We start from the raw sequence: 16,097 nt of genomic DNA on the forward strand, positions 1-16,097 counted from the left end.
CGCTACGTTCGGGACGTAGAGGCCGGAGGTTCGAATCCTCTCACCCCGACCAAAACATCAATAGAATCAACGACTTACATAATATTGCAAACCATCAAGTACTACAGTATCCTGTGTAGTACACAAGTTAGGTTTGCAGTTGCGATTTCCTTAGATTTAGGTGCATTGCAGACCTAGCATCTATGGATCGCAAAATGAAAATAACAACAAAAACAACTGCATCTGTTTCAAATTCTGCAACACCTACTTCCTCTCCCAACGCGTCTCGCACCGTACCGATTCCTGAGACGCTTCAGTTAGTTCCTGGCTATCCAGACAAGCTCAAAATTTACCAAATTGCCGCTAGCCGTTTTTGGCAAGTTCGCTGCTATGAGCAGACTACAGGCAAGACAATCAAGCGTAGCACTGGCCAAACCGACAAGCGTGAAGCGCTTAAATCGGCAAAAGCTTTATACGATCAAATCCTGTTCAACAGGCTCAACGGCGTTGCGATGACAAAGAAGAGCCGCTTCGACATTTGTGCCAAAGGCATGATGGAAATGCAGGCTGCACGTGTCGTTCGAAACGACATCTCAGCAGAAGCGCATCGGAACGATCAGTACTTCCTTGACGCAAAGGTCTTGCCAGAATTTCGCGAACTGGATGTTACGGAAATCAGCTATGACAAATTGGAGAATTTCGTCGCCAAAATTGGCAATGACTTGGCGGGATCGTCCATCCAACGCTACTTAGGCCTCATTCGGAAAGTGCTCGACTATGCGCTGAACCGAAACCTGCTACAAACCCTGCCCAAATTCCCGAAAATTCCAAAACGCGATGAACCACGTGGCTGGTTTACGCCGAAAGAGTATGACGCACTTCTAAAGCGGGCTTGGCAATTGGTTGGAACGGACTACGTGATGCGTGCCGAGCCCAAAGCAGGTCAACAACTAGGTAATGTTGTGCGGCGACTCAAATTTACGGCAGAGCTGCCCCACATGATTGCCTTCATGGTCAATAGCTTCATCCGCCCGACCGATCTGAAGAACATGCAGCACAAACATGTGGAAATCGTACGCGAAAGCCATACGTTTCTGCGACTTACCTTACCTGAAAGTAAAGGTCACGACAAACCGATCGTGACATTGGAAAAAGCAGTTGGCGTATATGAAAAGCTGAGAACAGCTCATACCGAAGGTGAGCTAGCTGAAGCCGACCACTACGTGTTCATGCCAGAATTTGAAAATCGCAACACTGCGCTACGCCGCTTGCAGCAGCAATTCAACTACTTACTTGACGACTTGAGGTTTAAGACAGGGCCGCGAGGCGAAGACCGGACAATTTACAGCTTGCGTCATACCTGCATCATGCATCGTCTGCTTGAAGGCGATAACATCGACTTGCTAACTCTGGCTCGTAATGCGCGAACAACCGTTGAAATGATCGAACGCTTCTATGCTAGCCAGCTCACTGGCGAGATGAACATCGATTCTTTGCAATCAGTGCGCAGCCACAAAGGGTTGCAGCTTTCCAAGTCACCAGATACCGATATACCTCTCAAAGTCCAGTCCGGCATTGTCACCCTGGACTTGCCAGCCCCCTCCTCCGCTCCGCTCGATCTGAACTGAGTCGCCTAAGCGTCGGGGTGTATGAATTTGGGCCTAGGCTTTCGTCATGCTGGAAGCTTCTTACTCCGACCGTTTCACTGATCCAAGTGTCGGGCAACCGACACTTGGACGTCACAACAGACGTTACCCGGTCCAACATGGCTGCTACCGATGGCCAGCCGCTATCTTTCATCTATGAAGGTCTGCTAAAGAACACAAAGCTGCCTGACGCTTGGAAATATTGAAGAACTGCAAGCGGCCAGGAGCTGCCATCTAGCAATTTTTCCGATAGCTGCCGTTCGATTTTCTCCAACTGCATATTTGTTGCTGACGATGCAGTCATCAAATACACTGAGTACTTCATAGACTGGCGCTAACAGCGTTTGTCTTCCACGAATATTCATGTTTCCTGCTAAATATTCAGTTTAGCATTACAGCAACCTTACCTCATGCCCCAACGATCAAATACCTTTCAGCGGTTGGCGCTGCTTGTTCACGAGCGCCTCGGCAAGGACTGGATAGTCGAAGAGTCCCATATGTTTACGGACCTAGTTACTGGTGAGCTACGGGAAGTGGATATAGTCGCGCAAACAATGGTGGGAACATACCCAATTTTTTTGTCGATTGAGTGCAGAGATCAGTCCCGCCCTGCAGACGTTCTTTGGATTGAAGGCGTCGCGAAGAAGCACGAACACTTGCCCACGTCGAAACTCGTACTTTGGTCGCGTAGTGGGTTTACCAAGAGCGCCGCATTGAAGGCGCAGGCCCTCAAGATCGAGGCTATCTCTCAAGCTGAAGCGGCCCAAGCAGATTGGGTGCGGTTAGCTCGCGAGTTGATCGGCGGGCAGGTACAGCATGTTCGTCCGAGCTACAACGCTTTCATTGACGTCGATTCGCAAGAAGGCGAACCTCGTCGCCTTGAACAGGTAGAGAACGCAGCTTGGTTTAACTTTGATGGAATACAAGTCGGCACTGTGCGGGCTCTCATACAGTATATTGCGAACAACAATCAGACCCGCACGGTTGTTCTTGACCATACGAGCTCCGGTCCGGGAAACTTCTACGTCGAATTGATGCCCCCAGAGCCTTGGTTTACCGATCTCCCCGAGGGCGGTCAGGCACAGATCCGAAGAATTGGGGTGAGCATTGATACAGTCACAGAGAAAGTTGCGCTCGATACGGCATCTGCTGTCAGTGAAGGCAAGGTGCTAACACTCGCCTCATCAAAGGTGGCTTCCGGCACCCTTGAGGTGCTGTTTGAAGAATCACCAGATGGAACTTCTTCATATGTTTCAACATTTATTCCAAGGAAGACCTAACATAACCCTCAACCTCGCTTCCTTCGGTCGCTGGACGCTGCGCGATAAATTCGTGCAGCTCTGGCTAGCTCTAGATTAGGGGCTAAACGTGACTGCGTTCTGTGGCATCTACGGCTACGAAATAACACGTCCACTCGTTGGTCCAGGGTTTCGTATAGAACCTCGGACGACGGATTATCAACAGTCATCGCTCTGGGCACGCGAAGAAAGTGCATACCATCTGACGGCCGTATTGTCTGGCCCTTCCGTCACAGATGACTTCCTGTTCGACTTGGAAGCCGTCCTTTCCTTCATAGAGCACCTTGATGTAATTGTCACGTCGCCGCGCTCAGTCGAAACAGAAGATGTCTTTTCTGCGTTTGAACCGATCATTACCACTCATCGGAGAAGCAGCGGAGGCGGTGCTGCTCTCCCAAGCGATGTTTTCTTCCACAACACTCGAACCGATTTCGTCGTGGCCTGCCTAGGAAAGCTCTCTGACGAAGCGTATTGCACGGCCACCAAGTTTCGCGCTCTCTTTTTCAAAAAAGTCGAAACCTTTCGGCAACGGCGCCCCTTCTTGGAGGTGTCATATTTCTTTCTTTACTCCGGACTTGAGACATATGCTCGCGCCGTACTGAATGATCGCAATTCTCGCAATTCATCTGAGCCAATCTGCGCACTGCTTCAGCGGTTTGGATTCGATGTCTCTGTGGAGCGACCTAACGACCTCCCGAGGGCAGTGTCGACATACACTCACCTGCGAAATTCGTTATTTCACAACAGTGAGCTAGACAAAAGCATTAATTTGAACGGTACCACCGTCGACATCACAGTCATCGATTACTTCTTCCATCTTAGCCAGTTGGTCACACTCGTTGTGTTCAAGGCGGTCGAGTTCGACGATGGGCATATCAACTGGAACAGTTGGATAGATCGACAACCGTTCAAATGAGGAAAACTCCTAACCTTGCTGTCAACCGGACGTCCGCAAGCTGCGCTTGCGGGTTCCCTCCGAGTTTCGTGCTGCGGTGGCCAGTTGCCTCAAACGTTAGAATGACAGCTTATCGACTTGCCCAAGGACAGCTAAGGGTCGATCTCGCCAGTTCGCAAACCTGCTTACTACGTCCGCTGCTTGGCTTGAAGCAGTCATTGAAGATGGCTGAGCAGTCGTCTCACTGCGGCCAGAAGCGGACATCGGGCTAAGGGCAACAGTGATCTTTGCAATTGCCTATAGCCTTTCCGAGCTGACCGGTTAAATCGTTTCGACTTCCTGCATAAACTTTGCATGCATGCGGCCACCGTGCACTTTGCGTTTGGATAGTGCCGCATTGAACTCGCGAAGCTCGGCAGGTGTAAACCTCACGTTGATTGCCCCCAGGTTCTCGGTCAGATGATTGACGTTGCGCGTGCCTGGAATGGGAACGATCCAAGGGCTCTGCGCTAGTAGCCATGCAATTGCTACTTGAGCAGGGGTGGCATTCTTCTTGTCGCCAAACTTCTTGAGTAAATCAATGAACGACTTGTTCGCTTGCAAGTTTGCAGGGCTGAAGCGCTCGAACTCACTGCGAAAGTCGGTTTTCGGATCCAGTTTGGTACGCTGATCAATTTTTCCGGTCAAGTAACCCATGCCAACCGGGCCCCATGGAACGAAGCCAATACCCAGTTCCTCACAGGTTTTAAGCACGCCGTTTCGTTCCGGATCGCGGTTCATCACCGAATATTCCGTCTGAATCGCTGAAACAGGCTGGACTGCGTGAGCGCGGCGGATGGTTTTCGCGCTGGCTTCCGACATCCCGAAATGCAAAACCTTCCCCTCCCGTATCAGATCCTTTACCGCACCGGCGACCTCTTCGATCGGCACTGCCTTATCGACGCGATGCTGGTAGTAGAGGTCGATACGGTCGGTTCGCAATCGCTTGAGCGAAGCCTCGACGACTTTCTTGATGTGCTCCGGTCGACTGTTATGACCGCCTTTTTCGATGTCGTAACCGAACTTGGTGGCGATCTTCACTTTGTCGCGGAAAGGTGCAATGGCTTCCCCGACCAGTTCTTCATTGGTATGAGGGCCATATACTTCAGCAGTATCGAAGAACGTGACGCCTTTTTCATAAGCACTACGGATGACCTGAATCCCCTGGCCTTTGTCGGCGGGCGGTCCGTAGTTCGCGCTAATGCTCATGCATCCGGCGCCGATCGCCGACACTTCAAGATTGCCGAGCTTGCGCGTACTCATGCTGGCTTTTGATTTGCTGTCTTTAGACTGGTCCGATGACGCAGCCCAGGACAGTGAACTGGCGACTAATCCCGCGCCGAGCAGTGCAGTCTTTGTCATAAAGTCGCGACGATCCGTAATCGGCCCCGCTGAGCTATTCGACTCGTCTTTCCCGTTTTCCATGATCATTTCCTTTGATTCCTGCTTGTTGAACTACCCGCTGACATCAACCTCAGAGTCGCAAAAGCAAAGCGGCAGCAAGGGGTTGTTTTAACCTGTGGTCAATACGCGTTGCGAGCAACGCTTTCTAACTCCGGATCACCCGGCCGTGGACAGGTTGCGTTTGAAGAATGGGGTCAGCTTGCCGAGCGCCTGGCCGACATGCTTTTCACCATCGTACAAAGTCATATGCGTTGCGCCATCAACGATGAACAGCTCTTTTTCACCTTTGGCCTTTTGATAGGCCTCCTGGCTATGCCATAGTGAACCGGCATTGCTGCCAGCGATCATCAGTGACGGTTGCACCAACAGAGAGTTAACCTGATCCAGTGCCGTAAAGGAGAGCATCTTGTCGAGGCTTGTGAATAGCATCTTATTAGGTGCGCCAGGATGTTGACCGCGAGCAGTCAGGTAGTAGTCTGATGCCTCGCGCAAGTCCGAAGGCGTAGTGCTGTCTGGCGTCACTGGGACATAGGTGACGTATTTGGGCTTCGCCCCGGCTGCTTCAGCCGTACGCTGCTTGGCAACCTCATCTAGCATTGCGATCTGATCTGCTTCTGATCCCTTGCCGTCCCATCCCTTGCGGGTCGCAGCGCCGATGTCCACTGCGCTGACGGTGGCCACTGCCTTGATGCGGTGTTCAATCGTCGCAGCCTTAATCGCGTATCCACCACCGGCGCAAATGCCCAATGCACCAATGCGCTGAGGGTCGACATAGGCCAGCGTGGTCAGATAATCCACGGCACTGCGTACATCTTCGACGCGCTCAGTAGGATTTTCGAGGAAGCGTGGCATGCCACCGCTTGCGCCTTGGTGGGATGCGTCGAATGTCAGTACAACAAATCCTTGTTGTGCAAGTTTTTGCGCATATAAACCTGCCGCTTGTTCTTTGACGCCACCGCCTGGGTGAACAACGACAACGGCAGCGTATTTCCCAGCCTTATTGAAGTCTTTAGGGGAGTAAATGTTGCCTGCCATGTTGATCGTGTTATTTTTGAACTGAACACTGTTCATCGTCACATCCCCAATCTTCGTGGTGCCCGTTGGATTTGCAGCGGCGATTGCGAAATGAGGGAGTAGGAATGCAGCGGTTAACGCGGTAGCGCCTAGGGCAACCTTGCGACGGCTACTCTGATGGGTAAAACGGGAGCTGGTCTGGTCTTTCATATCGGCAATCCTTTCGAGTCGTCTGTGAATTGATACGTGCATTTGCAACATGAGTGAATGGTAGACCCCGCAAGGCTCAGTGATAAGATACTGAAACGTACTTGGACTTATAAGATGGTGTAATGAATGAAACGCGAAGAGATGGCGGATCTGACTGCTTTCCTGGTGGTGGCAGAAGAGAGAAGCTTTACAAAGGCAGCCGCCAAGTTGGGGATGACTCAATCAGGGCTTAGCCAAATCATGCGTCGCTTGGAGACGCGTCTGGGCCTGCGCCTTCTGACACGCACGACCCGCAGCGTTACGACGACTGATGCTGGCGAGCGCCTTCTGCAGACGCTCGCCCCAGCGTTGGCAAATTTGGATGCAAGCGTCGCGGCCCTCAGCGAGCTGCGCGACAAGCCGGCCGGCACGATTCGCATTACGTCGGTCGAACATGCAGCCAAAACGATCATCTGGCCAGCTTTAAAAAAGCTTTTGCCAGACTACCCCGACATCTCTGTCGAAATCGATCTCGATTACGGCAGGGTCGATATCGTCGCCGAGCGATACGATGCAGGCGTGCGGTTAGGCGAACAAGTCGCACAGGACATGATTGCGGTGCGCATGGCGCCTGATATGCAAATGGCGATCGTCGGCAGCCCTGACTATTTTGCAGGGATGCGCGCTCCGGTGGTGCCTCAAGACTTGATGCAGCACCGTTGTATCAACTTGAGGTTGCCAACTTCTGGGGGTCTGTATGTCTGGGAATTTGTGAAGAAAGGGCGTGAACTTAAAGTACGGACTGAAGGACCACTCGTCTTCAATACGATTGACTTGATCATTGACGCAGCAGTCAATGGATTCGGGCTGGGCTATGTGCCACTGGATCAGGTGCAGAAACATCTCGACAGCGGTCAGCTGATATCAGTTCTGAAAGACTGGTGTCCGAAACTATCCGGATACCACTTGTACTATCCCAGCCGGAGACAACCTACGGCGGCCTTTGCCTTGTTAGTTGAGGCGCTGAGGTATAAGGCTTGAATCAAAGTGCGACGAATGTCCGCTACGGGTCCAGGCCGTGTGAAAACGTACCACTAATCGACCTTTTACCCTGATCGCTTACATGCCCGTTGCGGTAAGCGCGCGAACGTCAGCTTTCCGGAGATGGCTGTGGCTGCTTAGGGTCGATTACACCAGTTCATGCCGGATCAGGCAAGGTCCGGAAAGCAACCTATAGCCGCCAGCGGCACAATCGCTGGCAAGCTCCGTTTGCGGCCAGAAGCGGACATTCGCCGCCATTAATTTTTAGGAACGTTTGCAAGTATCTGTGTTAGCTGCATGGTATCGATAGGCTTCACAAAGTGGTAATCAAATCCGGCTGTTTTAGATAACACGCGATCATGTGCCTGCCCATAACCGGTGAGCGCAATAAGGACCTTGTTTTCAGTCTTAGGATTGGCGCGTAGTCGCCTTGCTAGTTCAAAGCCGTCGATATCAGGTAATCCAATGTCCAGAACGAATACTTGGATATCCTGCTCATCCACTACATCTAGTGCGCTTCGGGCGTCCTCAAAGACGAGTACGTGATGGCCCGCTGCTTCCAGCAATGCTGATAATGAAAGTGCCGCATCCTGATTGTCATCAACGAGCATGATGCGCACAGGCTTGGCCACGTTCGCTATCTTTTCAGTTGGGGCTGCGACGACCTTGGTTTTTTCTGGTTTTACCAAAGGCAGAATAATCGTGAAGGTGCTCCCTTTTCCAGCGCCTGGGCTTGCGGCCAGTACCGCGCCACCATGTAGCGTAGCGATACTTTTGACGAGCGCCAGACCCAAACCAAGGCCACCCTGCGCACGATCCGGCGTGCGTTCGGCCTGGGTAAACAATTCAAAGACATATGGAATCAGTTCCGACGCCATGCCGACGCCGTTATCGGTCACGCTGATTTTAACCTGCGTCTTCTGTACGTCGATGAGAAGTGCGATCTCTCCTCGTTGAGGTGTGTACTTCGCCGCGTTATTGAGCAGGTTGGCAATCGCCTGAACCAAGCGCGTTTTGTCACCGTTGATGTAAGCTTGAGCAGACGGAATGTGCAAGACCAATCCGTGTTGCCGCGCTTCGAGAAGTGGGCGGGATTGTTCGACAGCACCGTTGATAATGGTTCTCAGATCAAGATCTTCCTTCTCAAGTTGCACCAACCCTCGCGTGACCCGGGACACATCGAGCAGGTCATCCACCAGATCTGTCATGTGCTTGACTTGGCGAGTAATGATGTCGCTCGCTCGATGGATGCGTCTTTCATCGGCGCCTTGCATTTTTAAAAGCTGAGCAGCGGTGCTAATAGGAGCGAGCGGGTTACGCAGCTCGTGTGCGAGCATCGCCAGAAATTCATCTTTTCGCTGACTCGCATGTTTCCATTCATCTTCCACGTTTTTTTGCGTGTCGATGTCGGTACACGTTCCCATCCAGCGCAGGATAACGCCCGAGTCGTCACGAAGCGGTAGGGCACGCGCCAGAATCCACTTATATTGGCCCGAATGGTGCCGCAGGCGGTACTGGACTTCATAGGTTTCCCCTGTCGACGCGCTGTGCTGCCAGACGCTCCAAGCACGCTCACGATCGTCTGGATGCAAAGCGTTCCATTCGGTCCCGGATGCAGGTGACCATGGTTCCCCTGTGAATTCGTACCACTTTTGATTAAAGTAGTCGGTTTGTCCGTTGGGCATAGTCGACCAGACAATTTGCGGCATGGCGTCGGCAATGGTGCGAAACTTGGCTTCGCTCACACGCATGGCACTTTCCGTACGCATCCGTTCGCTGGCCGTTCTTGTGCGTTCGGCAACATCTCTGATCAACTCCAGCTCTTCCTTGCTCCAGTTTCGCGCTTGTGCGTGGTTGATGAAAATGGCCGCAACCAATTTGCCGCGTTCGATCACCGGAAAATTCACAAAGGAGCCAACACTTCGTCTCTTGAGCGCCGTTGCAGCCTCGCGTGTGCGGTGATCGGCTTCGACATCATCGATGGCGATAAACTTCCCGAGCTTCATATCGTCGATGAATGATCCATAGTCTCGCAAACTGAGTGTTCCGGCGAGTGTTTGAACTCCAGGACCGTTCCAGTCACGCTCGACCGTAATCGTTTCCGCATCCGGATCAATAGTCCCGTAACCAACCCGGCTGACACCAAGCGTTTCGCCTAAGAGCGCTGAAGCACCGAAGATGACATCTTGCGGGGAGCTTGAATCTCGGAAGACATCACTTAACCTGATTAATATGTCATTACGCGCGTCTGTCAGTATCCGGTCCGTGACATCGATGCCTTGGATAACGATGCCCGTTACGGCTCCCTGCGAGTTACGAAACGGTTGGAAAACGAAATCCACATGTCGCTCGTTTACCGGCCCATCCGGTACCACCTGCATCGCATATTTAACGGCGTTCGCGGCGTACGGCTGACCGCTTCGATATACCTCATCAAGAATCGTGACAAACCCCTGCGCTGCTACGTCCGGCAAACCTTCTGCCAGCGGCCTTCCTATGATGTTTCTATGTCCGATCAACGTCAAATAACTCTCGTTGACGAACTCGACGCGATGTTCCGCGCCAACAAGCATCGCCATGAACGCTGGTGCTTGCCGGAATAAATCAGCGATACCCTGCTGATCGCGCAGCTGCTGCGCTTGCGAGGAAACTTCGGACTTCAGCTTGGCAACATTCTCTGAGTCAATGACCTGCTGCGTGACATTTTCTACATACTGCGTGACGTATATAACATCGCCATTGCTATTGAAAACGGGAGCATGAATCGGTTTCCAGTAACGTACGGCGAAACCGCTATCCGCTTGCCCGTCGATCGGTACGTCATACCTTTGTATCGGCAACTCGTCGGGAATTTCATGCTCCAATACCCGCGTGATTGAAGCGCGAATATTTGCTACTCCATCGACACTTGGATCATCAGGGTTGCCCGGGAAGGCATCGAATATATTTCGGCCGACAATCTGTTCCCGCGTCGCCCCGGTTGAGCGTAGGTGCGCATCAGAAACTGCCGCAATGGTGAAGTCTGGGGATATGACCATGCACGCAGCGGGAAGCGCATTGAAAATGGCATTTAGGTCAGGCTGGTCCGCGGCCCTATTTATACTTGAATCGATTTTAGTCACGCAACGTCCTACGGTCTCAACACTAAGTTAGGACGTTAGGATACATGTACTGATTGCATCGCGTACGAGGTAGCGAGTGAGCTAGGCAGTCAGCACTAACCGGCTCTTTTATATACGAAACGACAGCTCAACAGACTTGCGAATGAGCAATCCTTGAATGTCCGCTTCGGGTCCTGGCTGTGTGAAAACAACTTCTCAGGGGCCTGCGAACGTCCGGTTTGGAGAATGGCCACAGGCGGCAACGGGTCGTACTCAGCCAGCCAACAATCACGTCGAAACGTCAGGTCTCTAGCTAGAAGCCGACAGTGCAGAAGCGGAGGGTGGGGCACGCGAACACTATTTTCTTGAACGCTCTGTCAGACGCGCTGTTCACGGCCATTGGTATGTAAACTGGCAAAATGCGTTATTGTCACCTTTTCCAAACTGCAACCATCCGGCATGCAATCCGTTACTGAGCTGCTCTCTTCACTGGAACGTCAACATTTTCTGCGGGCCGTCGAACGCATTGACGCAGGTGCTAAAACTCGTTTTTCTGATTCGACAAAATTTGATATGGTTTTTAACGGCAAACGCTATGCGCCAAAGGAAGTTACTGGCCTTGCTCTTGAAGAAGCTTTCAAGCATACGTTTGGACCTGCCGACTTCAAGGGGGGCGACTCCTCCAGCGCATTTAGGACGTTACGTCGTTGTGGTTTCACAATTGTTCCGAAGACGGCCATGGAGGCACCTACCTCCTTAAAATCGATAGTCAGTGAGATATTATCTCTACAAACACAGTATTCATCGGAAAACACAGATGAAATGAAGCAGCGGGGCTTTTTGGTCAGAGTCGCGTTGCGCGATTTAATGTACAGCCATATCGAGCAGTTCGAGCCAACTTTTTCGGCAAGTGGCTATGAATGCACTATTGAAGGACGTGACGGTATCGGTCGAAAAGTTATGTCTGCGTGGACCCGTATCTATGATCCTGAGATGTCATCTTCTGCTACCCAAGGGTGGTACGTCGTCATTCACTTTTCAAGCAAGGGAGACTATTTCTATTCAACATTAGGCTGCGGCGCTACAGTTTATAAAGACGGCGACCTCGCTGACGTCGATCCCACGGAACTTGCAACCAGAATTCATTGGGCCCAGCAGTGTTTTGCTGGACAACCACAGCTTGCTGCTCGCTTTTCAGACGCAATCAACCTACACGGCAACCACCTTTCAGGACAGTTCGAAAAGGCAACGGCATTCGCAAAGCGTTACGATCCTGATTGCTTTGATGAGACGGAATTTTGGGATGATCTCGTCGTATTAACCAGGATGCTTATTTCAATTTACGAGTCTGAGCGCCTCGGTAAAATTCCTTTATCGGATGCTCCCGAAGTACGCGAGCATCAATCTCAACTTTCTGAGACGATACATCCAAAGAGCGGGTCCAGCCGTGGACAAGGGCGATTCCTGAGCCAAGCAGAGAAGACTGCGGTCGAATTACATGCCATGGCTACCATTCGCGCTGCTTTGGCAGAGCGTGGCTTCACCGATATCGAGGACATGTCCGCCAAAGAATCTTACGACTTCGCAGCCAAGAAGGACGGCATAGATTGGTTTGTTGAAGTAAAAGGCACTACCAGTGCTTACGCGAATTCATTCTTGCTGACGGCGAATGAACTAGCCCTTCATCAAGAAAACAAAGGACGAACAGTACTGGCGATTGTCTATGATATCGATATCAATCGGGATGGAGGTGATCCTACAGCTACCGGTGGAAGGCTCTCAATCGATATTCCTTGGGACCCCGATCAATGGGAGTTCAAGGCAACGGCCTACTCCGCATCGCGCAAGAACTTGGCTCAAACCGCTTTAGGTAAAACTACAAACTGATCGTATTCTCCGGCCAGGATTTACGATGTATAAAACTTTACGTTCGGAGTGCGCCGGTTCGGTCCAAGGTTTTTACTCGGTCCGAATCTCACCACCCCGACTGTCACAATACCCAACTGTCGTTTTAACCGACACTTATCAATCAACCGGCAGCCCCATATGTTTGGCAGAATCGTCGCCAAGCGTTTTTTCGTTGAGCTTCGGCTCGCTGTAAGTGTGAGAAAAAAATTCAGTGCCAAAAGCCATACAACGTCGCTTTCATTGATCGTCAATTCTTGACGGTCAAGTCATTCTTCGCTTGATCTCCATGCCCATGAAGTTACCATCTTGGCAAATTGGTCAAGACAGTTATCAAAATGAGCTATGCAGCGCCTCGCAAAGCAAAAATAAAAGTCGCACTAACTGCAAAAGTAATTGGCCAAGGGCACACAGTCGAATACAAAACCGGAAAAGCATGCCAAGTGCAACGCAACCCAGCACATCCTGGCATGTTCATTGTATGGTTTAGTAGAACAAACATTGCGCACATACCGGCTGAACGACTCTCCGAGACTATCGAATACGTGGACGGTAGGCCCGAAGGTTGGCAATGAAGTTTGCATTGGGGAAGATCGTCATTACTGCAGGTTGCAAGACCCATATGAAAAGCATCAACGAACAGCCGCTGATGTATCTAATGCGCCATGTCAGCGGAGATTGGGGAGATTTGGGGCGTGACGACACGCAGGCCAACGAGCAAGCAATTAATCGTCCTATCCGCATCCTGTCTCGCTATACACTGTCAGATTGGAGCAGCATCTATATCATTACGGAATCCGACCGCAGTTACACGACGATCATGTTCTGCGACGATTATTGAAGTCGTTCTAAACGACAAACCAGAGGTTTGCGGGGAATTTTCAATCCACATACTTCTGCTTCCACGTGGATCAAACGTCAGCCAGAGCGTCACCAAACAAGCCTACCGCGCTGTTTATCGTTCACTGTTAACCGTGTGCTGCGCCGCTCCATTTATCTTGGCCTTGCGGCCCGAGCAGCTCTAAGCACCGCAGGTCTCTGGTGGTCGAAGACAGCCTGAATCTGGTAACGAAGTGGCGGCGGACGAGCCGCGAGTATCTGCGAAAGCAGGTACGAGTGGCGTTGGAACGCCTGCTCTGGCGCATAAGCGGCAGCGAAGAAGCCAGAGCACCCGAAGGGGGAAAGACTTGCGAAGCAATACAAGGGAATCGAATGCCAACCACTCACAGAGCGCGCCTACCGTCAAAACGATCTCGGCAACTTTCGGGTGAGTCATTGGGATTGTTCAGCTTCCGCTTCGCTTCAGGCATCGCTTCGTAGCTTCGCACCTGCTACCGCATCTGCTCAGTTACTTGCGTTGCTTTCTAAAGCAATTAATTGGAAAAAAATCATAGAATTCTTAACTCCTCTGGCAGGACGCCAGTGAGTTACTTTGCCCCTAAGACTCTCCTCTCTATCGCCATCAACAGCACTTGCGCCTGTATCTGTTTGCGCCTAATCTTCACCGTACTTTTTCAACGGGCGTCTCTGCTGTTTTATCATCAAGCGTTAGGTTCTTGATGCAGCTCGCTAGCACAACACTAGCACTCTTACTACCAGGTAGGAAATCCGCCATTACAACGGGCCTACACGCTCTCAGAGCTATGGGCTACCAGAACATGGGTTCTGATTATAGTCAACTTACTACTCCCTGCAAAAACACGGAAATCTGTACGTTCCGCATAACGATGGAAGCTGCCTAAGCATGTATTTATAATCTGTGATTGCACACGACGTGTTAATTAATAGCTAACGTAATGAACTATTCAATCGGTAATACTGAAGCACTAGATACAAAATCAAGTTTCAATATAGTACAAGCAGCCGCACTTATTGCAGGTATCGATCCCGCATTCGTTGATGAAAACGTACATGGCGAGCTCAAGGTCAAGCGCGATTGGGACTGCCCTTGCGAGGAAACGCGGATTATCCGCACAAAGACGTTCGGTAATGAGCCCTCAGAGCTCGGTAATGTTGCACAGATTACCGACTATACGGAGGCAGCAGGAAAATTCAATCAGTGGATAGATGCGCTCTACGAAGCAATCGAATCATCTGAGCTAGCAGCTGCGATAGCCCCAAAGCCGACCCCCAAGGAACCAGCATTCTTCAACATGCCGAGATATGCGGACGTTGATGCGCCCGATCCACGCAGAACCAAGATCAAACGGCAAGACCTCGTTGATTGGTTGACCAGCAAGGGACTCGCAAGAGGCTACTTTTTTTCGAAAGAGGCTGAAGGACTTGCTGTCAACAAAGTACCTCCATACCTGCGCGAGACCGGTGATTTCATCTCTCCTAAACTGATAGCAGCAATAAGAGCATGGGAACACTTTTCTGCAAAAGGTTTAAAAACCGGCGTACACAAAGCAGTAATGACTTGGCTCGAACAAGAGAACGCAGCTGGGCGTTTGCTTGACGACGATAATCAGGCTCTTTCAAAGAGTGCCAGAGAAGCTATTGCAGCCGTAGTGAACTGGAATACAAAAGGTGGCGCGCCCAAAACCCCTGGAAACTAACCCCCCTGTTCACTCCGAACCTCCCCTCCCCTTTAACTAATTTACGTCAAAAAGGAGGGAGTTTAATCTAACGTCCCCAACTTTTGGGACGCGAATTTAATCCCTATAGTTCCGGTTGTCCGATGCGCACCGGCAAATAAATTTGAACAAATTATAGGGAGAATCCACATGGGAACCACAGTAGCAAACGTTGCAGAAACCAATCAATTTCATAAGCAGAAAGCTAAACCCAAAGTAGCGATTGTCGAGATGACGTTCGCTGATAGCCTGGAGCACGCTAAGCTAGTCCATGCACGTTCACGTACTGCGCTTTACGATTGTATTGCTGCCGTGTTCAACGCTTATGAAATCGGTTTCAAAGACAAATTACCCGAAGTGCGTGATGCAAACGCTTCAATCCTCGACAAGAACTGCAAAGACGCAGGTCTCGAAAATTTCCTGTCAAACGACATACTCCAGAAACTAGCCAAATACACATTTGGCAATGACTCGAAATTTGTAAGCAGCGTAGTGCATATTTTAAGAGTAGCAGACAAGCGCAAGTCTTCAACCGAAAGCTTCGTTAACTGGCTAACAGCAGAAGGCGGTATTCAGTCCGTACGCACAACCTATAAGAGCGACGGTACAAAAAAGGAACAGATCCCCAAAACAGAAGGTGGGGCATCTGGAAGAAAAGTGCCGGGCGAGAACACAGAAGATGTGGCGCATTACGGCGAAAAGGCGCGGGAGATTCTGCGTAACAAGGAAGCGATCTTCACCCTTTCAACAGGTATAGCGCCAATTGTTGCTCCGCTAGGCGAAGAGACGGACTGTACAGCGATTTTGCGTCAACTTGCGGATGGTAGCTTTGAAATCAAAGCAATAGTAAGTGACAAAGACTTAACCGACTCGGCATTCGTCTCGTTCGGCCGCAGCGAGATACAACAGCAATCCGTCTAATAAAAAGGCAAGTGTGTTTGCGCAAATAGCAGACACACGCCTTCACAACCATAAGGAACCCGAATGAAAGACTATACCCCAAAGACGGT

Annotated in this window: 12 protein-coding genes; 8 read left to right on the forward strand and 4 right to left on the reverse strand. The window is 50.9% G+C overall.

Going from position 1 to position 16,097, the window contains the following annotated elements; genetic code table 11:
- Nucleotides 1–194: 194 nt before the first annotated feature.
- Complete coding sequence (locus tag V7080_RS13580) at nt 195–1,607, forward strand: hypothetical protein (protein ID WP_334188925.1); 1,413 nt, start codon at nt 195–197, stop codon at nt 1,605–1,607.
- A 185-nt stretch (nt 1,608–1,792) separates the two neighbouring features.
- On the opposite strand, the gene V7080_RS13585 is transcribed toward V7080_RS13580, so the two are convergent.
- A complete protein-coding gene (locus V7080_RS13585; protein ID WP_334188926.1) occupies nt 1,793–1,990 on the reverse strand; it encodes a hypothetical protein in 198 nt (65 codons plus the stop codon).
- Nucleotides 1,991–2,035: 45 nt separating this feature from the next.
- Here V7080_RS13585 and V7080_RS13590 point away from each other — a divergent pair, with 45 nt between their 5' ends.
- Nucleotides 2,036–2,905, forward strand: coding sequence for a hypothetical protein (locus V7080_RS13590; RefSeq protein ID WP_334188927.1), 870 nt, complete (start codon nt 2,036–2,038; stop codon nt 2,903–2,905).
- A gap of 88 nt (nt 2,906–2,993) precedes the next feature.
- Nucleotides 2,994–3,839: a hypothetical protein gene (locus tag V7080_RS13595; RefSeq protein WP_334188928.1), complete on the forward strand. Its 846-nt coding sequence runs from the start codon at nt 2,994–2,996 to the stop codon at nt 3,837–3,839.
- Between the two features lie 300 nt (nt 3,840–4,139).
- Here V7080_RS13595 and V7080_RS13600 read toward each other — a convergent pair whose 3' ends face one another.
- Nucleotides 4,140–5,288: an aldo/keto reductase gene (locus tag V7080_RS13600; protein WP_442947229.1), complete on the reverse strand. Its 1,149-nt coding sequence runs from the start codon at nt 5,286–5,288 to the stop codon at nt 4,140–4,142.
- Between the two features lie 129 nt (nt 5,289–5,417).
- Nucleotides 5,418–6,485, reverse strand: a complete 1,068-nt coding sequence (locus V7080_RS13605) for an alpha/beta hydrolase (RefSeq protein ID WP_334188930.1) — start codon at nt 6,483–6,485, stop codon at nt 5,418–5,420.
- 126 nt (nt 6,486–6,611) lie between these two features.
- Between V7080_RS13605 and V7080_RS13610 the strand changes: the two genes are divergently transcribed.
- Nucleotides 6,612–7,505: a LysR family transcriptional regulator gene (locus tag V7080_RS13610; RefSeq protein WP_334188931.1), complete on the forward strand. Its 894-nt coding sequence runs from the start codon at nt 6,612–6,614 to the stop codon at nt 7,503–7,505.
- Between the two features lie 257 nt (nt 7,506–7,762).
- On the opposite strand, the gene V7080_RS13615 is transcribed toward V7080_RS13610, so the two are convergent.
- Nucleotides 7,763–10,627 (reverse strand): PAS domain-containing protein, encoded by a 2,865-nt coding sequence (locus V7080_RS13615; RefSeq protein WP_334188932.1) that lies wholly within the window; start codon nt 10,625–10,627, stop codon nt 7,763–7,765.
- Nucleotides 10,628–11,065: 438 nt separating this feature from the next.
- Here V7080_RS13615 and V7080_RS13620 point away from each other — a divergent pair, with 438 nt between their 5' ends.
- From V7080_RS13620 to V7080_RS13635, 4 genes are all read left to right on the forward strand, one after another.
- The gene (locus tag V7080_RS13620) at nt 11,066–12,493 is read left to right on the forward strand and encodes an MrcB family domain-containing protein (protein ID WP_334188933.1); all 1,428 of its coding nucleotides are present in this window, start codon (nt 11,066–11,068) and stop codon (nt 12,491–12,493) included.
- 589 nt (nt 12,494–13,082) lie between these two features.
- On the forward strand, nt 13,083–13,352 hold the full coding sequence (locus V7080_RS13625; RefSeq protein WP_334188934.1) for a hypothetical protein: 270 nt from the start codon (nt 13,083–13,085) through the stop codon (nt 13,350–13,352).
- Nucleotides 13,353–14,307: 955 nt separating this feature from the next.
- Nucleotides 14,308–15,069: a hypothetical protein gene (locus tag V7080_RS13630; RefSeq protein WP_334188935.1), complete on the forward strand. Its 762-nt coding sequence runs from the start codon at nt 14,308–14,310 to the stop codon at nt 15,067–15,069.
- Nucleotides 15,070–15,237: 168 nt separating this feature from the next.
- A complete protein-coding gene (locus V7080_RS13635) occupies nt 15,238–16,008 on the forward strand; it encodes a hypothetical protein (protein ID WP_334188936.1) in 771 nt (256 codons plus the stop codon).
- The last annotated feature ends 89 nt before the right edge of the window (nt 16,009–16,097 follow it).

It is taken from the genome of Noviherbaspirillum sp. (genome assembly GCF_036846085.1).
Lineage (GTDB): Bacteria > Pseudomonadota > Gammaproteobacteria > Burkholderiales > Burkholderiaceae_D > Noviherbaspirillum.